Source organism: Amycolatopsis sp. NPDC048633 (assembly GCF_040650695.1).
Lineage (GTDB): Bacteria > Actinomycetota > Actinomycetes > Mycobacteriales > Pseudonocardiaceae > Amycolatopsis.
Window position 1 is genome coordinate 885,409 of sequence record NZ_JBEZHS010000001.1, and the last position, 20,257, is coordinate 905,665.

Consider the following 20,257-nt stretch of genomic DNA (forward strand, 5'->3'; position numbering starts at 1 on the left):
TTCCGTTGGTGACGGTGTGTGCCTGTTTTTGGGTAGGTTCGGCCGGCGCGGTGTCCCGGGAGGGAGCCGCGTCACGCGATGTTCGGGTGGGGTTTCGGGCCGTGATCAGGGAGTTTGCGGGGTGGGTCCCTCGCCTCCCTGCTCAGCGTCGGTGCTGGTCAGGTGAGGGAGGAGAGCCCGGGGAGGCGGTGAGGGAGAACTCCCTCGGTTTTGCTGCCTCCCTCAGTCGGTCCCTTCGGTCTCGTCGCCGTCGAACTCGCCGCCTTCGTCACGCTCCGCGATGGCGTCGCGGACGCGGGCGGCGGAGACCTGCATGGTGCCGCCGGTCTTGTACGGCTTCGCCGACTCCGGCAGCGCGTCGGCGAGGTCGGCGAAACCCCACTCGCCGTAGGTGCCGCGGTCGCGTTCGGTCAGCCGCTGCAACACTTCCTGCGTCCGCATCCGCGCTTCGGTGCCGAGCACGTCCGCGATGTTCGCGAGGTGGTCCACCGGCCCGGCCAGCTCCGCCAGCGCGTCGGCGGCTGGCAGCGCGGCCTGCTCACGCAACACCATGGCGCGCTTGGTGACCCGGTGCGCGTCCTTCGGGGCCACGTAGAAGCAGCGCAGCAGACCGGGCTGTGCGGTGAAGCCGCGGGCCATGCAGGTGCCGACGTCGCCGGGACCCTCGTCCGTCTTCGGCGCGAGCCCCACCGCGGAGATCCCAGCCTTGTACGACCCGGTGCCGAGTACGGCGTCGTTGACCATCTGGTCACCGATGGCAAAGCACGCCTTGTTGCTGGCCACCGACGTGATCTTGCGCGGCAGCGCGTCCTTCGACGGCTCCGGCGTGAGGAACAGCAACGTGATCGCGTACTTCCGCGCGGTGCTCATCAGCTTGGACGCGACCTCGATCGCCTTCTTGCCGTCCTTGCCCATGAACAGGTTCTGGCACTCGTCGATCACCACCACCCGCGGGCGAAGACGTCCGTCCTTTTCGGCCAGCGCGCGAGTCACAGCGCGGTCGCTGGCGTGGGCCTGAAGTGCCTTGCCCCGCACGGAAAGGTCGTCATGCAGCTCGTAGAGCAGGTTCAGGCACGCATCCACGGTCTCTTCCCCCGCGCCCGTGGTCAGCGAGCGAAGCCGCGGCTTCATCGGGTCGTAGTCGGTGTTCTCCGCCATCACCACGACGTCGATGTCCACCAGCGGATCGAGCATCGCGCCCAACACCAGGTCGATCGCCAGCGTGGACTTGCCCGAGCCCATCATGCCGCCCAGGGCATAGTTGGCCTCGAACAGCCGGCCGCGGACCACGTCGCCCTTGAGGGTCACCCCGACCGGGACCCCGGCGAAGTAGTCGGCGGTGACGTTGTCCAGGTCAGCCAGCAGCGGCCACGGGTCGACCGGACCGGACAGGGCACCGGGCTTGGCGACCCACAGGTCCAACACGGACGGTTGCGGTTCGGTCGGCCACACCTCGCGCGGGTAGCGGACCAGGTTGTGCGCCAACGTGGTCTTGCGCTTGACGATCTCCTCCACCGGGCACGCCGGCGGCAACGCCACCTGCGCACGCCACCCCTTGCCGTCCACGTGCGGCGGGGTGATGAACTTGATCCGCCACCCCTCCTTGACCGCCCGGTTGAACCCCGGGATGTTCAGGTTCTTCAACGCGTTCAGGATCGTGTTCTCGTCCGGGAGCTCGTCCATCGTGTCCCCGTCCACGGGCGGAGTCAGCCACTGCGGCATGTTCCCGTGCGTGCGGCCCTGCTGGTACAGGTAGCCCGCACCCACGACGGTACCGGCGACCAGCAGCAACACCCCGTAGGTGGTCAGGAACCACACCACGAACGCCACCGCGTCGAACACGCCCGTGATGGGCGTCAGGATCTCGCCGATCTCGCCGTCGTTGATGGCCAGGATGATGCCCAGGACCAGCAGAAAACCAGTCACACCAACGGAACCGATGACCGCGGCCTTGATCCACTGCCCGGGCGCGCGCAGCCAGTCCATCGTGCGGTCGTGACGACGCTGCTTCTCCGACACGTCGCGGGACTCCCATTCGAGAAGCTTGTCGTGGTCGCCGGCTGCTTCGGCGGCGCGCATCATCCGCTCGTACCGGTTCGCGCCGTGGGTGTCGCGCCACCGGGTCACCACGACCTTGACGCCGGCGGTCGGGTAGGCGACGCCGTGCCGGAACGCGGCCTTGGTCCGGTCGTGCTTGACGACCTTGCGGGCGGTGCGAGCGGCGACCACGACGTCGTTGCGGTAGCCGGCGTAGCGCGCCAGCGCCCGCGTCTTCTGGGAGGTGAGGCGCTGGTACTCCTCATCGGTGACGATCTCGCCTTCGATCACCTCGCCCTGCTCCGGTGCGGTGGGCAGGTGGTGGACGGTGGCCAGCTCGCCGGCGGCCGGGGTCTGCTCGGTGTGCTCGTTCATCAGGTCCTCCGGGCTCACTTGCGGTTGGGGTTGGCGTGCTCGTCGCGCAGCTGCCGGGCGTACTTCGGTGCGCAGTGCAGGGTCTTGCGGATCGACTCCGCCGACGCCGGGTTGATCGCCACGTCCGGGTTGTCGATCGCGGCGGTGAACGCGGCGCGCAGGTCCTCGATCGAACGGGTCTTCGGGGCGCGCGGCGGGCGGGGCTTGCGGGTCGATTTCGGCTGGTCGGCCGGGCGGTCGAGGGTCAGGATCGGGGCGTCGGCGATCGGGCCGTCATCGGCCCGCGGGGCTGAGTCCTGGTCCGCGAAGAACGCGGCGATCTCGTCGTCGAGCACGTCCGCGGCGTGCCGGTCCGGATCGACCACCGCGGCCAGTCGACGGCCGTCGAGGGTGTAGCGGCCCGGCGTGAACACCAGCCGCGCCGTGCCCTCAGCGTCGATTTCCGCGACCGCTGTGCGGACCGCGGCGGCCCGGACCTTCGCGACCTTGCGCAGCGTCTTGCGCTCGATCCGGGCGGCGGCCCGCTCCGCGCTCGACCGCGGCGGGGACGCCACGGCGAGCTGGTGAGCGATGACGCCGGCGACGGACACGATGCCCATCACCACCGCCGCGTCCCACCCGCGGTGCCAGCCGTGCAGCACGTTCAGCGCGAACCCGACGCCGGCGAACACCCACACCCCGAGCTGCAGCGCCCACACCGGGCGGTCCGGGTGGCGGTGGCGGGTGACCTCCACCGCGAACGCGAAGGCCCACATGCCCAGCTCCGAGAGTGCCGGCAGCGGCGCACCGGTGGCGTTGCCGTAGACCCCGACGCCGTAGCCGGCCATCGCGGGCACGGCCATGCCGGCGGACACCAGGGCGAGCAGGTAGATCGGCAGTCGCACCCGGTTCGTCGACAGCCACGCCGTGACCGCGGCCCGCGCGGCCTTCCGGTTGGCCTGGCGGGTCTTGCGCTGCTGGTCGGCCAGCTTCGCGGCGGCCGCGGTCTCGGTGCGGTACTGCTCGACGCGGGCGGCCTGCTCGCGCAGCTTCCGGGTCAACGCGGCGTCGGCGTTCTGCCGCTGCTGCTCTGCTTCGGCCGCGCGGGTGGCGCGGCGTTCCTCTTGCCAGCTGGTCATCGCGTCACCTCTCGGCTCTCGTCACGACCCGACGCCGCGGCGGCGTCGGTGTCGGTGGCCGGCCACGCCGGCAGCTGCTTGCGCTCGACTGCGCCGGCCTTCAGCCGGGTCTGCTCGCGGTGGTCGCGCACCTCGTGCGCCGCCCACCCGGCGGCGACGATCGCCGACACCAGGGCGACCCACGGGGTGAACACCAGCGCCAGGACCAGCGGCCCGAGCACGCCGGCCAGCTCGCCGAAGTGCCACACCGCCCACTCCATCGCCACCTGCAACCGGGTCCGCTGCTCACGGGTCACGTTCATCGGGACACCTCCTGCCCGGTCGGGAAACCTGCGGGGAAGAACTGGTTGACCGGCCGCCGCGGCGGCTTCGACGCCTGCACTGCCGCGGCCCGGTCGAGCCGGACCAGCACGCCGGCCAGCACGCGTTCGGCGATGACCAGCGGGATGCGCAGCAGGTGCAGGACCAGGAACAGGCACACCGTGCCGGCGAACCGCATCAGCGCGAGGGTTCCGTGCTGCTGCAACACCTCGAACGTGTTCACCGGGACCCCTCCTGTGCCTCACGTCGTGCCTTCTCGATGGCTTCCTGCTGGCGCTGCAACTCCGCGTGCCACGCGCCCGAGTCGTTGCTGCTCACGCGGCCACCCCCACCCGGTCGGCCTGCTCGCCCTCGAAGCAGGTCCAGCACTGCCGCGTGCTGGTCGGCACGCAGTAGTCCTGGATCTCTCCGCAGTCCACGCAGGTGCGGCGGGCCTCCATCGCGTGATCCAGCTGACCCGGCACGACCGGGCGCTTGAGCGCGGCCCGCTCGACGGAGAACAGCTCCGCGACGGTCTCCCGGGCGTAGGGCTTGACGTGCCGGAACACCAGCAGCGCAACCGGGTCCTGCCCGTTCGGGCGCAACCCGACCTCGCGCAGCTGGGAGCGGGTGAGCAGGGTCGAGGGTGCCTCGTCCCACCCGAACACCGGCAGCCCGTCCCGCTCTCCGCGACACAGCGCCACATGGTGCGTGCGGCCGTCGAACACCGTGGTCACCTGCTGGCGACGGTTGCGCGGGTTCACAGCGCCTCCCCGCACCACGAGCAGGCGATGCCGGCTGTCTCCAGCTCGAACGCCGCGACCCCGCGCAGCTGCGACGCCACGTCCCGGTACGTCTGCGCCCGCACCGCGAACGCGCCGATGTAGGTCCCAGCCAGAACCAGCCGGGTGAACAGCTCGCCCACCAGGTCGGCGTTGGTGCTCAGCGTGTCGGCGGCTTCGCGCAGCCGGCCGGCGATCTCGCGGGAGATCAGCCGGTTCAGCTCCACCGGCGTGTAGGCCACGGTCGCGGCCTCGCGCACCGGACCGGTGGTGTCTACCATCTGGTGTTCCTCCGTACGGTTTCGCGACTGCTCGGTGGAACCCGGCGCGGTCGGCACGTTCTTGCCGGAAGGGGCCGCCGCGTCGGGGCTGAAGAACAGACGGGCCGCCATCACGCGGCCTCGCCGCTGGACGACCAGGTCACCTGCACCCGGGTCGGCAGCGCCCGCAGCGCCTCACGGCCAGCCCGGCGACGCGCCCGGCTCACCCGACGCTGGTCGTTGAAGTCGAACCGGTACGCGGCCTCAGCTGCAGAGTCGTCCGCAGCCAGCTCGCGGTCCACGTCTTCCAGCAGCGAGTCAATCGACGCTTCGGTCAGCCCGTCCGGGTGCACAGCCTCGCCGACGAACTCGTCGGCGAATAGCGCGGCGGCGTCGATCCGGCGACGGGAAATGTTGGTGTCCATCTGGGAAGTCCCTTCAGAGAAAGTTGCAGGTCAGCAAGCGCTCAGAACGAGCGGAAGAAGGTCACGAGGCTCTGCACGATGTGCCGCACGAGCGCGGCCGCCTCCAGCGGTGACGACACGACGAACACCACCAGCGCGACCAGGACGATCAGACCGACGAGCTTCCGACCGACGCCAGAACCGACCTTGAAACCGGGGATCATCTGCTGCTGCCTCGCCATTTGGACCCTCCTGCTAGAGTTGGTGTACCAACTTGAGTTGGTGCGCCAACTATGGCACACGCCACGAGGAGGCACAAGAGGTTGGTGCACCAACTTTGAAGAGAGGGAGTTGATCAATGTCCGGTCAGACCCCTGGACACCTGTACGAGCGGATTGCCGCGGCCCTGAGGGACCAGATCCTGGCTCGCACGCTCGCCCCCGGGGCGCGCCTGCCGACGCGTGACGAGCTCGCTGCGACCTTCGGTGCGTCCGAAACCACAGTTCGTCTCGCGCTTGACCTGCTTGAATCGGAGGGACTGATCAACCGCGGGCGAGGTGCGGCACCCACGGTTCGCCTGTATGACCCTCTGATCCGGCGAGCTGAGCAACATTACAAGTCCGAGCCGGGCGCACCGTTCGCCGAAGAGGCGATCGCGACCGAGCGTGTGCCTAGGTACAGCCACGAGACGCGTCCCGACCGCGCCGGCCTTGAGACGGCGCACCGGCTCAAGATCGGAGTCGGGGATGACGTGATGCGCACCGATTACGTGTCCTACGCGAACGACGAACCGATGATGCTGACCACGTCGTACGAGCCGTTGGCGATCACGCGTGGAACGCCGATCGAGAAGCCGGAAGAAGGCCCGCACATGGGTGCGGGAATCGTCGACCGGTTCACCAGCATCGGCCTGCGTCCGACCGCCGTGGTCGAGCGACTGCACTCCCGGATGCCGCGACCGTCCGAGGTCGAGGCGCTAGCGCTCAAGCCGGGCATACCGGTGGTCGTGATCGTTCGGACGTCATACGCCGGCGAAACCCCGATCGAGACCGCGGACATCCTCCTTGCCGCCCACCAGTACAAGCTTGAGTACGTCACCAAGGTGGCTCCGCTCGCAGAAGGCGGGGCCGGCCCGACGTAGCCGCCCACGCATGTGACCGAACGTGAAGGCCCTCATCAGCTAGATGGGGGCCTTCCGTCGTTCCGTGAACTGTGGGTGAATGGAGATGACAACCAAGTTCATCACAGGAGGTCGCCATGTCGTTGACGGTTCCGCCGACGCTGCTTGAGCAGGCACAGCAGGGAACGATCAAGGAGGAAGACTTCCTCGCGTGCATCCAGACGTCCCTGCCGTACGCGTGGTCGGTCGTCGCGGGAACGGCGGAGAAGCTGAACGCCAACGGGGGAGCCGTCGAGGTCAACGAGGACGTGCCGCAGACCGACGCAGAGTGGGGGCAGCTCTTCCGGCTCATGGCGAGCGACTCGATGCGGGCCGCGGTCGAGCGAAAGTTCGGCGTGAAGCTCGCCTTCCAGAACTGCTGCAAGGTCGGCGCCTTTGCGCCGGACGCCACGTCCGAGTACGAGGAGTTCACCTCGATGCGGGCGCAGGTGCTCAATCAGAAGCCGGAGTTGCTTAACTGCTAGCGTGATGCCCGGAGCGCACCGTTGCCGTCGAGCAGGGCCAAACTCACGACAACGGTGCGCTCCCCTCATTACTAGTCGAACAAGTACGGTTTATCAATATGGATGAAGGACTGGAGTTGCAACCCTGCTTGGTGGCGTCACCTGCAGTCGCGCGATAAGCCTTTTACTGCCGCGAGTGCCCTTGTGGTGATCAATGGCTTTATATAGAAAAGTATGCCATTGTTCAGTTGTCAGACCACCCGGCGGTGGCGGTGGCCACTCGTCAGCCGGGGGCCAATTTTCACGTTCTTCTTTAGTCATTTTATCTTCCGCACTGCGAACCAGTCCCGGAATTTCATCCCATTTGAAGACGTAGCGCAAATCTGGGTCACACGACTCGATCCCAGCGTATGTCACTATCCAGTTTTTGTCCAATAGTTCTTGCATTGAATCAGTGCTGAACCACTTGTCATCCTCCTCACCGGAGCGATGACTAACTGCGGTACGAAGTGCTAGCTGTAGATTTCTTAGACCTAGCGGCCAGTCGAGAAGTTCCGACCTCCAAGCCCCCTTCGCGCGAAGGCTTTCAACTATTCTTACACCCATTTCTTCGGCAGTTTCGCTCTCCTGCCATGGGATCGAAAAATTCTCGGGGTAGTCAGACACGCCGAGTACCATCACTCCGATCTGACTGGTGCGGTCTGCCGCGGGACCAAATCCGTCGCCGCGCTGCATCCAGAGGCGAGTGAATTTCAGGCACACCAGCGATGAGGGGAGCTTGTTCGCGGGGACGGTCACGGCCGCAGCGGATATGGCGCTCATTCGGTCAGCCTCGTCGAAGGCGTTCATAACTGAATCGAACGTCGGACGCTCCATACTGTCGACCGTAGCTTCGCGTTCTCGAACACGCTCCTTGATGCGCTCTGCGAATCTGGCTTCAAGATCATCAATATGCGCAGCTATACGTTGTTCGGTAGCCTCTGCGACCTGAGTGGTCACAGTTTCAGCAACATTCTTTGTCACTGCCGCACTTAATCGACGAGTGAAGCGGGGCTCAATAAATACAAGAATACCTGCGAGAACAAACCCGGTTCCGATATTGACAAAGATCCCCGGCCATGCGTCGCGACCCTGCCACCCGATCGCCCAAGCCACGAACGCCGCGCCAACACCGAGCACTGCGCTCAGTGTGAGCCAGCGCGGTCGAACCTTCGGTGAACCCTCGTCTGACATGTCCGGCACTCTAACCGCCGACCGATCCCCATTCGCCGAACCTGACGCCTCTGCGCCGCGCCGCGGCCGACCCGGTCGAACATATGTTCAATTTGGCATGCAGTCAGGCTTGACGATGCTGGCGAGACGCCCGGCTGCGGGCCTGCCTCGTTGGGGACCTTCGACCTCGAACTCGCCGCCGGCGGAGGCGGCGGCGGCTACCAGACCACAGGCTTCACGAGTGCCTGTAGACCATGCCGCAACCCCGTGGGAGAGCAGGCGGCGGGCCAGCGGCCGGGTGGCCTGCAACGGCCCCGAACGGGAAACGCCATGCTGAGCGCGCTTGCAGCGCCAGCGAGGCCCGGAATTTCGCCGCCTGAGAGGGCCGCACACTGCCCGCGGGACCTTCGTGGTGTGGTCGGGACCCGGAAGAACGCCACAGAGGCTGTGAGAGTCGACTTTCTTGCGTCCGCTAATGCGGATTAGGCCCAGCGTGCCTCAGGGGGTGACACCAGTGGCGTGTCGAGACTGTCACACCTGTCACTCTGTCACTCTAACCCGTCTGACCTGCAGTTTTAGGTGTGACAGGTGAGTGACACCTGCGGTGACAACCTTCTTCCCACACTAATTCTCTGTCTCTGTAGTCACAGAAGCGAAGAAAGAGCTGAAACAGGGGGGGCGCCCCCCTGGTTCAGCCGCTTGTTCCCTCACGTGCCCTCTGCTTGCCCGCTGCCGGGGCCGGGCAACCAGCTTGAAAGGCGTCTCGCGCTGCCCACAGATGGCCCACGGATGGCCGCACACGGCCGCATACCGCCGCACATGGCTGCACACACGAAGAAGCCCCGCGCCGGACATACGCCGTGGTCACGGGGCTTCTTCGCTGGGTGGCGGGTGAGGGATTCGAACCCCCGTAGGCGTAAGCCAACTGGTTTACAGCCCGTCGTCGCCTGCGCGATTCCCGCCCGCCCGCACCGCGGGCGGGCACAGCTATCGCCGGCGATGTAGCAATCGGCAGGGGAGCGGCCGACTACAAGACGTGAAGCCGAAGAGGATGAACGCACCGAAGACCGCGTTGATGCGGCGATGGCGGGACCGTGGAGGAACGTGGTGGTGGGCGATCGTCGTCATCGTCGTTCCTGTCGCGTTGATCGCGGCCGCGGCTCTGACCACACTGCTGCTATTCGTTGACCCCGGCAACGACGAGAAGACCAAGATCGAGCTGATCAAGGTCGGTCTCACGGTCGGGGCCGGCACCGGTGGTGTGGTCGCGCTGGTGCTCACCGGGCGACGGCAGTGGTCGACCGAGCACGACGCGACCGAACGACGTCTCACCGAGCTGTACGTCAAGGCCGTCGAGCAACTCGGCTCCGACAAACCCGCGGTCCGTCATGGCGGGCTGTACGCGCTTGAGCGCGTCGCCCAGGACAACCCCAACCATCGGCAGGTTGTGGTCGACGTCATCTGCGCCTATCTGCGCGCTCCATTCCAGCTGCCTGGCGCAGCCCGGCCTCGGAACCGTCCCGGGATCCACCGCCCGTTGGCATCTAGCAGAGGCTTCGCTCGGAAATGCGCCGCAAGCGGGGAGCAGCCCCAGTCGCCGACCGTGGCCGAACTCGACGACGTCGCCCGGCAGGAGCGAGAAGTCCGCCTCACGGCCCAGCGCATCCTCGCCACGCATCTCAAGCCGGGCAACGACCCGAAACATCCTGCGAAGACCTTCTGGAAAGACATCAACCTTGACCTCACCAGCGCCACTCTCATCGAACTCGACTTAACTGGCTGCTGGACCAACGAGGCCGGTTTTGCCAACACGACTTTTGTCGGCCTCGCCCTGTTCGATCAGGTGACCTTCTCCGGCGACGTCCTGTTCGACAAGGCGACATTCACTCTAAACGCCCGGTTCGACAAGGCGACCTTCACCGGCGAGGCCCAGTTCCGCGAGGTGACCTTCGTCGGCAACGCCCGGTTCGACGAGGCGACCTTCACCCGCATCGCCCTGTTCGACAAGACGACCTTCACCCTAAACGCCCAGTTCGACAAGGCGACCTTCACCAGCACTGCCCAGTTCCGCGAGGCGACCTTCACCGGCAACGCCCTCTTCGACAAGGCGACCTTCACCCGCAACGCCCAGTTCGACAAGACGACCTTCACCGGCAACGCCCGGTTCCGCGAGGCGACCTTCACCGGCAACGCCCGGTTCGACGCGGCGACCTTCACCCGCAAGGCCCGGTTCGACAAGGCGACCTTCACCCGCAACGCCCAGTTCGACAAGACGACTTTCACCGGCGACGCCGAGTTCGAAATGGCGACCTTCACCAGCGACGCCCTGTTCGATATGGCGACCTTCACCAGCAGCGCCCTGTTCGACAAGACGACCTTCACCAGCACTGCCCAGTTCCGCGAGGTGACCTTCGTCGGCGCCGCCCTGTTCCGCGAGGCGACCTTCACCCGCGCTGCCCTGTTCGATATGGCGACCTTCACCAGCAACGCCCTGTTCAGCGGGGCGACCTTCAGCAGCAACGCCCGGTTCCACGAGGCGGCCTTCACCGGCGACGCCCTGTTCGATAAGACGACCTTCACCAGCAACGCCCTGTTCAGCGGGGCGACCTTCACCAGCAACGCCCGGTTCGACAAGACGGCCTTCACCAGCGCCGCCTGGTTCGACAAGACGACCTTCACCGGCGACGCCCAGTTCCGCGAGGTGACCTTCACCGGCGACGCCCGGTTCGACGAGGCGACCTTCACCGGCATCGCGCAGTTCGACAGTGCGAACTTCTACATGGCGGCTCGCGCTCGTGAAGCGCGTGTTCGAGCCGCCCCCACCAAGCTGAATTTCGAGCGTTCATCATGGCCGCTCGGATGGGCGGCTGACGTGCCAAACGTTGTACCAAGCGATGGGGAGGAGGTGTGGGTCCGGTTGGTTCCTGTGCCAGTCACTCAGCTCACTAGCTGAGGCCGGGGCTGTTCAAGCTAAAGGACGCGAGTCTGTGTCGCTGTAGTCACGGACGAGCGGTGTGCAATGCGTGTGCGGCCGGACTCTTCAACCAACCTAGGGACGTGACAACGTGCAGGTCAGGGCCCTGCGCCACCCTGTACAAGCCCATCCCTCCGGAGGCAGGTGTGGCAGGTTCGCTGCTGATTGCGCAAGTGAACGATTGACATGGTCACGGAGGTTTCGCGGGGCCTGCACCCCTGAACAGACCGTCACTGTCGTCACAAGTCTTATCGGGCGTCTTTGGCTGCTTCCCTCCTTTTTGCGCTGTCGTGCCTTCCGCTCGCGCTCGTACTGCGTCACGCGGGCTTGAGGCCCTTCCGCCGGGGGAGTCAGGCGCCGGCCCCGGTGAGTTTGTACGTTGCGTGCCCTGTGACAGGGTCAACAAGCGAAAATTCGGGTCGCCGAGATCTGCGCGACCTCCCGACCAGGGGCAGCGAGTGTCAACGTCAAGATATCCTGTCGACCCCAGGCTGCATGCTCGCCCGAAGAACTTCCGAAACCGACTCCTAAGCACGCCGGTCGCGGTTATCGAGCTCTTGGTCGCGCTGAGCGTGGGCTTGTTCAACTGCGCTGTGCACTCGCAGGAAGTAGCAAAGCAGAGCCGACATTACATCGAAGTAGACCTCGTACCCGCGCTGACCTCGGTTAAGCTCATGAATGTGGTAGTCGCGACCATTGTAAGTACACCAGCCTTCGAACTCAGTATCGCGTTTGATCCGCATCCTGAACGCCCTGAAGCGGTCACGTCCCCAGAGATCAGGATTCACGCCTTCTTAGAAGATCGACTCTGATGATTGCGCCAGGCCGTGCGTGCTGGTTGCCTTTCGGCTGTGTCCCAGCGGGTTATGGGAGTGCCCAACCGATAAACTTTAAGGTGACCACGCGCGACCGTAACAGTTACAGGCAGGCACGGGGGCCCAGGCCGGCGCGTCCAGAACGCTCCCCTGCACCTCGGGGTGGGTGCTGCGTTCCATGCCACATTGATCAATGGCGACGCAGGCAGGCGAGGCTATTTCTGGTGGAGCAGTGCTTGGTCGTCATGTATGGGGCTTCGGTACGCCATGGGGACCATCAAGATCAAACTATGAAAGACGTCCGACTTCCAGCGGGACGCCTCCGGATGAGCTATCCTCCCGTCGCATACTTGCGACCGAGGCGGGAGTAAGCCGACACCCAGTCTGCGACGTCAGCGCCAACTACGAGGGGGCCAGAGTTAGACGTGCTGTACGATCCCGGTGCGACTGCAACGATTGCGAGCCTGGCTATAGGCCTCGTAGTGAACGTCGTGGTAGCTGCCCTCTTTGCACAGTCCGGCAAGTCAAACTCGCCACGGCCGCTCTCCAAGCATATTGCCTTGGCTTTGAGCTATTTGTCTTTGCTGCCAATTCTTGTTAATCTTATTCCTTCATCAATCCTGCCAACTCGGGCCAGTGCGATTCTTCTTACCTTGGCATCGACGGTAGCGGCTCTGGGAGTCCATGTTTCGTGTGTCGCGGTAATTAACTCGAGTAAACTGAGGAAATCTCACGGGCGCGACCTTGATGATGCCGAGAAGAAAATTAGTGAACTGCGGCTGCAGATTTCCCCAAAAAACCATGGCGAGGCGCCGTTGATAGAGCCGAATGTTCATTGCCGTGTCCCCGGGAATGCCGTCCTGGCTCGCACGGTATCGTACGCAACGGTATCGGAATATCGTTCCGCAATTGCCGATTTGGAGGCCACTGCTCACGAGTTTTCATTCATTCAGCATCGGATAGCTCCATACTTCAAGACCGACGGCGGAATCGATGATGTCGCGCTTATCCGATATGGTGAGGGTAGTCCCGATGCGGACGGCTACCGACACAGTCAGACGAGTCGGAAGAAGTCATTCGCAGCGCACCTGGCTGCAGGGAACAAACTGCGCGAGATCTATCCTCGAGACAAGATCACTCTCTATGCGAGAACGGGAGCGTTGGCGCCGAAGATGTGGCCTATGAAGCCGAGCGAGGTGGTCGCGTCCTTGGTGAACTGGAAGCATGCCCTAGAGAACTTCGACTCGTACTTTGTGGGAATTGCCGATGTTAAGATCCCGCTCAAGTACCACATCATCGATCGGGAAGTCGTGATCCTGCATGAGCCGATCGGGCGCGGCGAGTCGCACCGGCTCAATTCGATCTTTATCTATGGCTCCGAAAGTGCGCGCCCCTTCGTTGATGACTTTGAGTTGCTGTGGTCGCTGATACCATCGGAGTGGCGGTCGACCGTCCAGGTTGCCAGTTGGATCGAAAGCGAATTGATTCCACTTGCGCAGAAGAGGAAGGTTTAGTGATTAGTTCCGAAAGATTGGTGGGCGCGATTCTCGCTGGCGGTTCCGGTGCAAGAATTCGCGACTTCAGCACCCAGCAGAAGCCGCTAGTAGAGGTTTTAGGCCGGCCGGTCATAGATCACACGGTGGTCGGAATGGCTCATGCGGGAATCAATGAGATATCTATTGGTACAAATGAACTAAATGTCGAGTTGTTAAGACATCTTCAGGCCACCTTCCCCGGTATCGAATTTATTCCCGTGTCCACTGATAACTGCAGTGGGACTGGGAATGCCCTCTTGGCAATATTGGATTCAATATCTGAGTCTGATGTCTGCATTGGAACCGCTGATACAGTCATTCGACTAGATGCGATCAAACGGATGATTGACGCTGTAGGCCGTCCGGCGGTTGGCCGAATAGGTCACGTACTGGCCACCCGATTCATTGCGGATGAGGATCCTATCTGGATCGAGACATCACCCGATTGGCGATTGACGAGATTCAGTAAAGGGGGAAAGCCTGCAGGCCTCGTGTTTGCCAACATTAGATGGTTATCTAGGGAGGCTGCAAGTCGGGTGCGCGCGGCGGCTACATCAGAGTTATTTACAGGTGAAATTCGTGCCTCTGTTGTCATGCGATTTCTGATGGATAGCTCACCCGGGGCCATAACCTGCAGTGTCGAGGATCCGGTTTTCGATATCGATCGTGGCATCGATGTCAAGGTTGCAGAGGAGTGGATAAGGGACCATCCTGAGAAATGGAATCGATAGCCTCGAAGTGTGTCGCAGTGGAGGGCGGAAATGGAGACAGTCTTTTCACGTCTAGTGGCCACCGTTCTGGGCAAGGATGGTATCGCGGTGGTCGGATTTGACCTGGGGGGAACGCTCTTCGATAGAACCCCCCTACATGTCAGTTCAACCGCACGTGCGCTGGGAATTGATGACGCCGCCGTAGTGACAGAGGTCGATCGGCTTGTCCGCGAGGAGTTGCGTGTAGGGTCCAACTCGAATACATGGCTACCACGAATAGCGCACTCTTTGGGCATCAAAGTCCCGAACTTCGAAATGGCTCTGCGAGCCAAACGGCAAGACTTGGCAACCCTTCAGCGGGCAGCGCGCATGCCGGTCGAGGCGGTCGAACTCCTGATTAGTATCGGCAGGAATATGCCTGTCCGGATCGTGAGTCAAGGACACGTCGATGAAACTCGTGACCTGCTCAACAGATCGTTTTCCGCGGTTGGCAGGTCTGTGGCCGATATTCTAGTTCTTGGTCGCGACAATGATACTGATGGGGTAGCCAAGGTAGACCTGCTCCACGCGGCGTTCTCGGGCTTCGAGCCCTGCGAGTGCTTATTCGTCGGGGATTCTCTCAATGATGCCAGTTCCAGTGCGAAACTCGGTCTGCATTATATTAATTTTTCGCCATTTTCGAGTCTTGGCTAGGGCGGCTTAGGCGTTCTTGGTAACTCTTCGAAGATGTCACCTTCATCGCCTGCGCGCGCCGGATAACCGCCTCAGGTTTTGCTCTGAAGGTGAATCGACGAACGGATCAAAGGATCGATGAGGTCAATACCTGATTTGGAAAACGATTCGTGTGCTCTTGCGTGGAAATCCGTGTCGGCTCGATAGGTCTCGGGGAGATGGTATGGCAGCACGCTGGACACCCCGGCATCTTTGGCAAGTTGGAGGGCGTCATAAAAGGTGCTGTGCCCCTTGGTGTGTGTGCTCGAACGATCGTCGGGTGATGATCCTTCGGCGAAACACTCGGCGATGAGCAGGTCAACCCCCTGGAAGAAGCGTGGATCTTTCTCAGTAGGTCGGCTGTCAGCCTGATAACCGACAAGAGGACCTGTTGGCGCATCCAATCGCGCTGACAACCCCGAAATCTTATGCCGCGTCGGCAGAAAGGTTACTGACAGTGACTCAGTAAACGAAAGGACCTTCGCCTCTTCGGCCTCGTGCCAGTCTATGGCGAGCTTTCGGTCGGGATATTGAATAGCGACCATGTCGCGCAATCCCTGGATGGTAACCGCTTCGGCAAAAACCTGAACGGGTTTCGTATTGGGGTCGTTCTTTCGCATTAGGGTTTGACGAGTGAAGATCAGGTTTGCGAATCCGCTCGAATGATCTGAATGTAGGTGAGAAATAAACACGTGACTCACCGTGGATGGGTGTATTGCCGCCGCGCGAAGACTCCCAACAGGGTCGACCCCTACGTCCAAGAGCATTGTTTCCGCCTGGGACTGCACGGCGAACGAGCTTGTCGGACCGGACCATGAATTCGACCAGAAGCCCAGCGGCACAACGGTGACTGTACTCGGCGCGTCAGGCATTGAATTGCCCCCTCGTTCCATCCGTCAGGAGTTGACGACCATGCTGACGCAGCCTACTGGACCCCTGAAGTCGGCACCATGGCAGCAACATGTCCGACTGACCCCGATCTTGAATGGGATACGGGTAGTTCGGTCGGGTGTTGGCGAGACGTTTCCCGACGTCTGACCTGTCGGTCGCTCAGAGTGAGAACCTGGTTTCAGAAAGTGAATCCCACGGTGAGGTTGCCTCGTCGTTGACTACCTGCGGGCACTCGGCCCCGATCACCCCGTAACTCCCACCGCCCGTGGAAAACGTCGCCTTCTGGCGCGGACCGGTTGGTGACCCGGCCCACGCGTCACTGCCTACCAGGACGCCCTTGTTGACCGCTTGCGAGTGCTTGTTCCCATTACCCCCGACACCCTCGCCACCCGCCACAAGGTGGCTTACTGGACCGTTCGGCCGAGTGAAGTGGCAAAGTAGCCGGGTGTCTGGTGGGTGGGGGCAACTTCCGATAATCGCACCAGCTGGTTGCCGAGCTCGCAGAGGCGTGTCAGAGCGGCCAAGCGTCTCAGTTTGCGTCTCAGTTCGGGGATGTTCAATCACGTTCGTCGGGTCTCGATGGGTGGTTCGTCCAGGACGAACTTACTTGTTCGATCCGAGATGGACAGGATGGATCGGAACTCGAAATCGTGTGACGGCTAATCCCCGTCCGTGGGTTCAAATCCCACCGCCACCGCTCTCGAACCGCCCGGTGACCTTTCGAGGTTGCCGGGCGGTTTTGCGTGTGGCTCAGTCCTCGTCGACGTCGATGAGGGCGAACCCGTAGCTGTTGCAGGTGGGACAGACCGCGCCGAACACGGTGCCACCGCCGTGGCAGTCCGGGCAAAGGCCGTCGTGCCAAGTGGTTCCGGAGATGTCGCAGTGCGGCTGCGGGTAATGGGTGTCCGGCAGGCAGCACTCCGCACCGGTATCGGCATGTCGCCGACGGCAGATGTCGCGGCCGGCCGGTTTCATCATGTTCCGATCATCGCACAGCTCACGGCCGTCGCGACGGTTCGACGGAAGGCCACACGCCGAGCCACTGCGGGGCACCGTACGCCTCGAACCGCTCCACTTCGGTGAACCCCAGCTTCGCCGCGAGGCGCATCGAACCGGCGTTGGCGGTCTGGGTGCAGAGCGCCACCCGCTCGCCGGGATGCGTTTCGGCGAACCAGCCGAGCGCCGCTGTGCACGCCTCGGTCGCGTACCCGTGTCCCCACGCCTCCGGCAGGAACAGGTAGCCGATTTCGGTTTCCGCGGCGTGACCTTTCGGGTCGCGCGGATCGAGCGTGATCATGCCGATCAGTGCGCCGCCGAGATCGACGACGAACAGGCCGGGCCGCCGCCCGGGCACGTCGGCGGTCGTGCGCTCGAGCTCGTCACGCGGCCGAGGGCCACCGATGTAGGTACCCACGTCCGGGGAGGCGAACAGTTCGATGAACGCCGGACGGTCCCGGGGCTCGGACTCGCGGAGCACGAGCCGCTCGGTCTTGATCGGGGCGGGTGGCCAGTCAGGCATGGCAGGCAATGTACTCGGCCGCCGCTTGACTTGAAGGGCTCTTGAAGTGTGACCGTGGCCGGTACAAGCCGATCACCAAGGAGCGCACCATGAAGGTCCTCGTCACCGGGGCTACCGGTAACACCGGCCGCCACGTCGTTCGTGGCCTGCTCGACGCGCGTATCGACGTCAGGGTCCTGGTCCGGGACGCAGCCAAATCCCCTGGCGGAGAATTAGTCCAAGGCGACATCACCGACCCGGCCGAAGCTGCCGAGGGGGTCGACGCCGTCTACTTCGTCTGGCCCTTCTACTCCGCCGAAGGGATCGACAAGGCCGTAAAGTCCTTCAAGGACAAGAAGATCGTCTACGTCTCATCCGCAGCCGCGGAAGACGGCGGGTTCTGGGACGAGGTCGAGGAAGCCATCAGAACCGTCACCGATGACTGGACCTTCCTCCGCATCACCGGCCTCGCCACCAACACCCTCGGCTGGGTGCCGCAAGCGAAAACCGGCAAGGTGCGGGCGCCGTACGGACAGGCCAAGCGGTCTCTCGTCCACGAAAAGGACGTCGCCGACATGGCGATCGAGGCGTTCACCGGAAATCACAGCAAGCAGATCTACCTCGTCACCGGTCCCGAGGCCCTCAGTCAAGCCCGGCAGGTCGAGATCATCGGCGAAGCGCTCGGAACACCGGCGAAATGGGAAGAACAGCCTCTGGAAGAAGCGACAACGCAACTGGGCGAGGAATTCGCGAAAAGCGCCCTGCCCTATTGGGCTTCCCTCGTGGACGATCCGGAGCCCGTCTCCCTGGACGTCGCGAAGGTCACCGGGCATCCCGCCAGGTCCTTCGACGACTGGGCCCGGGAAAGGTTCAGCTGAGCTGGACCGCCGGCGCCGTCAACGGCTCCAGTTCCGCCAGCAGCGAAGACAGCAAAGCGATCTTCGCGGAAACCGTCCGGACCACCGCCGCGCACGCCGTGCTGACCGTGCTCACCACCTCGGCCGACCGGTCGTCCGCCAGCACCGCCGCGACGGCCGGTGACGCCGAGTCCGCCAGCGCGCACACCTCGGCGGACGCGGAAATGGCGAGCTCGTCCAGTTGCGCGGCGATCCGGACGCCCAACGAGGCAGTCGACGCGGCCGCGCGGGCCGCGGTGGCGTACTGACCGTCCACTGTGTCCGCCCAGATGCCGAACGTCTCCGCGCTGCCGCCGGTTTCGGCGTGCTCGACGCCGGCGCGGAACTCCGCGGAAGCCGACGTCACCAGCGAAGCGCCCCCGTCGACCGTCGACGCGGACGCGCTGATCGACGACGGTGAACAGTCCAGGTGCCGCAGGGCCGCGATCGGGTCCGGGGCGCCGATCCGGCCCGCCGCGGCGCGCAGGGACACCAGCCGGGCGGCCGCCGACGTCAGCGCCGGGTGTTCGAAGACCTCGCCGACCGAGGTCACGGCGCCACCGCGATCCGCCCCCGGAAGCCGGTGCTCCGGGTGCTCTCCGCCGCCATGCGCAGCCGGCCGGCCAGGTCGGACGTCGCGTCGCCGAGGACGCGCGCGTCCGCTTCGCGGGCCGCGAGGGCCGCCGACCAGCGCGCCGCCAGCTCGCGGGCCTGCGCCGAGATGCCGAAGGGGGTCGAGTCGACGCGGGCTTCGGCGAACCTCCCCGCGGCCTTGTCGTCGGCCGCTGCGGCCTGGTCCAGCTGGTCGGCGGCTGTTCGCAGCCGATCAGGGTCGATCCGCGAGCCTCTGCCTTCCGGCATGGGGACCTCCGTCGTCAAGGGCGCTCACCCGATCGTGGAAGATCTTGCCTCATGCTCCCGAGCGGCCCGCATCGCGGTGACCAGCGGTGTTGATCACGTTCCACCAAGTGGACGTCTTGACCGCAGGGCGGGAGGAAGAACACCATGAGCACATGCCCGCCACCTCGGAAAGCACGCCCATCCGGTGGCACGGCCGCGCCTCCAAGCGGTCGGTTGGGGAAGGCACCGTGGAGCTGCTCCTGCGCCGCGGCCGCCTGGGCTCGCCCCCTGCCTGACGCGAACCCCGGCGTCCGAATTCCCCCGAAAACCCTTGGAGCACAACCATGTCCGTAGACCTGCCTGCCCGGATCCAGCTGCGGGAGGCCGTCACACCCACCGATGGCCTGCTTGAAGGCCCGCGCGTCCTGCACGAGCCGCGGAAAGAGTACGAGCTCTTCACCCTCCGCCCCCTGAGCCGGGTGATCGGCGCCGAGATCGACGGCGTCGACCTGCGAGAGCCGCTCACGCCCGAGCTGCGCGAAGAGCTCAACCGTGCCCTGCTCGAGTGGAAGGTGATCTTCTTCCGCGACCAGGACATCACGTCGGCGCAGCAGCGCGCGTTCGCCGCGAACTGGGGCGAGCTGGAGACCAACCCGTTCATCCCGAAGGGCGACGACGACGCGGTCACGCGCTTCGAGCGCACCGCCGCCATGCCCGGCTACGAGAACATCTGGCACGTCGACGTCACCTGGCGGCCCGAGCCCGCACTCGGCTCGGTGCTGCGGCTGGTCGAGGTGCCGCCCGTCGGCGGCGACACGATGTGGGCCGACATGGCGGCCGCCTACGACAACCTGCCCGAAGACGTCCGCGCCCGCATCGACGGGCTCACCGCGGTGCACGACTACCTCCCCGGCTTCGACCGGTTCTCCGATCCCGCGCTCCTCGCGCAGTGGCAGGACCGCTTCCCGCCGGTGGAACACCCGGTGGTCCGGACGCACCCGGAGACCGGGCGGCGCACCCTGTTTGTCAACCAGGCGTTCACCACGCACATCACCGGCCTCGACCGGGCCGAGAGCGACCGGCTGCTGCGGTACCTGTTCCTGCAGGCGCACACGCCCGAGTTCCAGGTCCGGTTCAGCTGGCGGCCGAACTCGGTGGCCTTCTGGGACAACCGCGCGACGCAGCACTACGCGGTCAACGACTACCACCCGCACGTCCGGATCGCGGAGCGCGTCGCCATCGCGGGCGACCGGCCGTTCTGACCCTTAGCCTGGGG

General features: G+C 64.4%; 22 protein-coding genes. 8 read left to right on the plus strand and 14 right to left on the minus strand.

Features of this window, described 5'->3' with window-relative positions:
* Positions 1-222: 222 nt before the first annotated feature.
* The 8 genes from AB0C38_RS04455 to AB0C38_RS04490 all read right to left on the minus strand — a co-directional run bounded on the left by AB0C38_RS04455 (position 223) and on the right by AB0C38_RS04490 (position 5,518).
* On the minus strand, positions 223-2,412 hold the full coding sequence (locus AB0C38_RS04455; protein ID WP_360666304.1) for a hypothetical protein: 2,190 nt from the start codon (positions 2,410-2,412) through the stop codon (positions 223-225).
* A 14-nt stretch (positions 2,413-2,426) separates the two neighbouring features.
* Entirely contained in the window at positions 2,427-3,530 is a 1,104-nt protein-coding gene (locus tag AB0C38_RS04460) for a hypothetical protein (RefSeq protein ID WP_360666307.1), read from the minus strand.
* On the minus strand, positions 3,527-3,832 hold the full coding sequence (locus AB0C38_RS04465) for a hypothetical protein (RefSeq protein WP_360666310.1): 306 nt from the start codon (positions 3,830-3,832) through the stop codon (positions 3,527-3,529). The genes AB0C38_RS04460 and AB0C38_RS04465 overlap by 4 nt, the downstream gene beginning before the upstream one ends.
* The gene (locus tag AB0C38_RS04470) at positions 3,829-4,074 is read right to left on the minus strand and encodes a hypothetical protein (RefSeq protein WP_360666312.1); all 246 of its coding nucleotides are present in this window, start codon (positions 4,072-4,074) and stop codon (positions 3,829-3,831) included. The genes AB0C38_RS04465 and AB0C38_RS04470 overlap by 4 nt, the downstream gene beginning before the upstream one ends.
* A 91-nt stretch (positions 4,075-4,165) precedes the next feature.
* Positions 4,166-4,594: an RRQRL motif-containing zinc-binding protein gene (locus AB0C38_RS04475; RefSeq protein ID WP_360666315.1), complete on the minus strand. Its 429-nt coding sequence runs from the start codon at positions 4,592-4,594 to the stop codon at positions 4,166-4,168.
* A complete protein-coding gene (locus AB0C38_RS04480; protein WP_360666318.1) occupies positions 4,591-4,893 on the minus strand; it encodes a hypothetical protein in 303 nt (100 codons plus the stop codon). Before AB0C38_RS04480 ends, AB0C38_RS04475 begins: the two co-directional genes overlap by 4 nt.
* Positions 4,894-5,003: 110 nt before the next feature.
* Positions 5,004-5,297, minus strand: a complete 294-nt coding sequence (locus AB0C38_RS04485) for a hypothetical protein (protein ID WP_360666320.1) — start codon at positions 5,295-5,297, stop codon at positions 5,004-5,006.
* Positions 5,298-5,338: 41 nt separating this feature from the next.
* Positions 5,339-5,518, minus strand: a complete 180-nt coding sequence (locus tag AB0C38_RS04490) for a hypothetical protein (RefSeq protein WP_360666323.1) — start codon at positions 5,516-5,518, stop codon at positions 5,339-5,341.
* 116 nt (positions 5,519-5,634) lie between these two features.
* Here AB0C38_RS04490 and AB0C38_RS04495 point away from each other — a divergent pair, with 116 nt between their 5' ends.
* A complete protein-coding gene (locus AB0C38_RS04495) occupies positions 5,635-6,417 on the plus strand; it encodes a GntR family transcriptional regulator (protein ID WP_360666326.1) in 783 nt (260 codons plus the stop codon).
* Between the two features lie 116 nt (positions 6,418-6,533).
* Positions 6,534-6,920 carry an SCO5389 family protein gene (locus AB0C38_RS04500; protein ID WP_360666329.1) on the plus strand — a complete coding sequence of 129 codons (387 nt, stop codon included), beginning with the start codon at positions 6,534-6,536 and terminating at the stop codon, positions 6,918-6,920.
* A gap of 93 nt (positions 6,921-7,013) precedes the next feature.
* Here AB0C38_RS04500 and AB0C38_RS04505 read toward each other — a convergent pair whose 3' ends face one another.
* Positions 7,014-8,132 (minus strand): hypothetical protein, encoded by a 1,119-nt coding sequence (locus AB0C38_RS04505; RefSeq protein ID WP_360666332.1) that lies wholly within the window; start codon positions 8,130-8,132, stop codon positions 7,014-7,016.
* A gap of 1,030 nt (positions 8,133-9,162) precedes the next feature.
* Between AB0C38_RS04505 and AB0C38_RS04510 the strand changes: the two genes are divergently transcribed.
* The 4 genes from AB0C38_RS04510 (at position 9,163) to AB0C38_RS04525 (ending at position 14,838) form a co-directional block, all read left to right on the plus strand.
* Positions 9,163-11,064: a pentapeptide repeat-containing protein gene (locus AB0C38_RS04510; protein WP_360666335.1), complete on the plus strand. Its 1,902-nt coding sequence runs from the start codon at positions 9,163-9,165 to the stop codon at positions 11,062-11,064.
* A gap of 1,318 nt (positions 11,065-12,382) precedes the next feature.
* Entirely contained in the window at positions 12,383-13,414 is a 1,032-nt protein-coding gene (locus AB0C38_RS04515) for a hypothetical protein (protein ID WP_360666337.1), read from the plus strand.
* Positions 13,414-14,166 (plus strand): NDP-sugar synthase, encoded by a 753-nt coding sequence (locus AB0C38_RS04520; RefSeq protein WP_360666339.1) that lies wholly within the window; start codon positions 13,414-13,416, stop codon positions 14,164-14,166. The genes AB0C38_RS04515 and AB0C38_RS04520 overlap by 1 nt, the downstream gene beginning before the upstream one ends.
* A gap of 30 nt (positions 14,167-14,196) precedes the next feature.
* The gene (locus tag AB0C38_RS04525; RefSeq protein WP_360666342.1) at positions 14,197-14,838 is read left to right on the plus strand and encodes an HAD family hydrolase; all 642 of its coding nucleotides are present in this window, start codon (positions 14,197-14,199) and stop codon (positions 14,836-14,838) included.
* A gap of 71 nt (positions 14,839-14,909) precedes the next feature.
* Here the strand turns inward: AB0C38_RS04525 and AB0C38_RS04530 are convergent, their stop codons facing one another.
* From AB0C38_RS04530 to AB0C38_RS04540, 3 genes are all read right to left on the minus strand, one after another.
* Positions 14,910-15,698: an MBL fold metallo-hydrolase gene (locus AB0C38_RS04530; protein WP_360666344.1), complete on the minus strand. Its 789-nt coding sequence runs from the start codon at positions 15,696-15,698 to the stop codon at positions 14,910-14,912.
* Positions 15,699-16,497: 799 nt separating this feature from the next.
* Positions 16,498-16,725: a hypothetical protein gene (locus AB0C38_RS04535; RefSeq protein WP_360666347.1), complete on the minus strand. Its 228-nt coding sequence runs from the start codon at positions 16,723-16,725 to the stop codon at positions 16,498-16,500.
* A gap of 19 nt (positions 16,726-16,744) precedes the next feature.
* The gene (locus tag AB0C38_RS04540) at positions 16,745-17,266 is read right to left on the minus strand and encodes a GNAT family N-acetyltransferase (protein WP_360666350.1); all 522 of its coding nucleotides are present in this window, start codon (positions 17,264-17,266) and stop codon (positions 16,745-16,747) included.
* Between the two features lie 89 nt (positions 17,267-17,355).
* On the opposite strand from AB0C38_RS04540, the gene AB0C38_RS04545 reads away from it, so the two are divergent.
* Positions 17,356-18,123: an NAD(P)H-binding protein gene (locus AB0C38_RS04545; protein WP_360666353.1), complete on the plus strand. Its 768-nt coding sequence runs from the start codon at positions 17,356-17,358 to the stop codon at positions 18,121-18,123.
* Here the strand turns inward: AB0C38_RS04545 and AB0C38_RS04550 are convergent.
* Complete coding sequence (locus AB0C38_RS04550) at positions 18,116-18,694, minus strand: hypothetical protein (protein WP_360666356.1); 579 nt, start codon at positions 18,692-18,694, stop codon at positions 18,116-18,118. The genes AB0C38_RS04545 and AB0C38_RS04550 overlap by 8 nt on opposite strands.
* Positions 18,691-19,002, minus strand: coding sequence for a hypothetical protein (locus tag AB0C38_RS04555; RefSeq protein WP_360666358.1), 312 nt, complete (start codon positions 19,000-19,002; stop codon positions 18,691-18,693). Before AB0C38_RS04555 ends, AB0C38_RS04550 begins: the two co-directional genes overlap by 4 nt.
* Before the next feature lie 323 nt (positions 19,003-19,325).
* Here AB0C38_RS04555 and AB0C38_RS04560 point away from each other — a divergent pair, with 323 nt between their 5' ends.
* Entirely contained in the window at positions 19,326-20,243 is a 918-nt protein-coding gene (locus AB0C38_RS04560) for a TauD/TfdA family dioxygenase (RefSeq protein ID WP_360666361.1), read from the plus strand.
* The last annotated feature ends 14 nt before the right edge of the window (positions 20,244-20,257 follow it).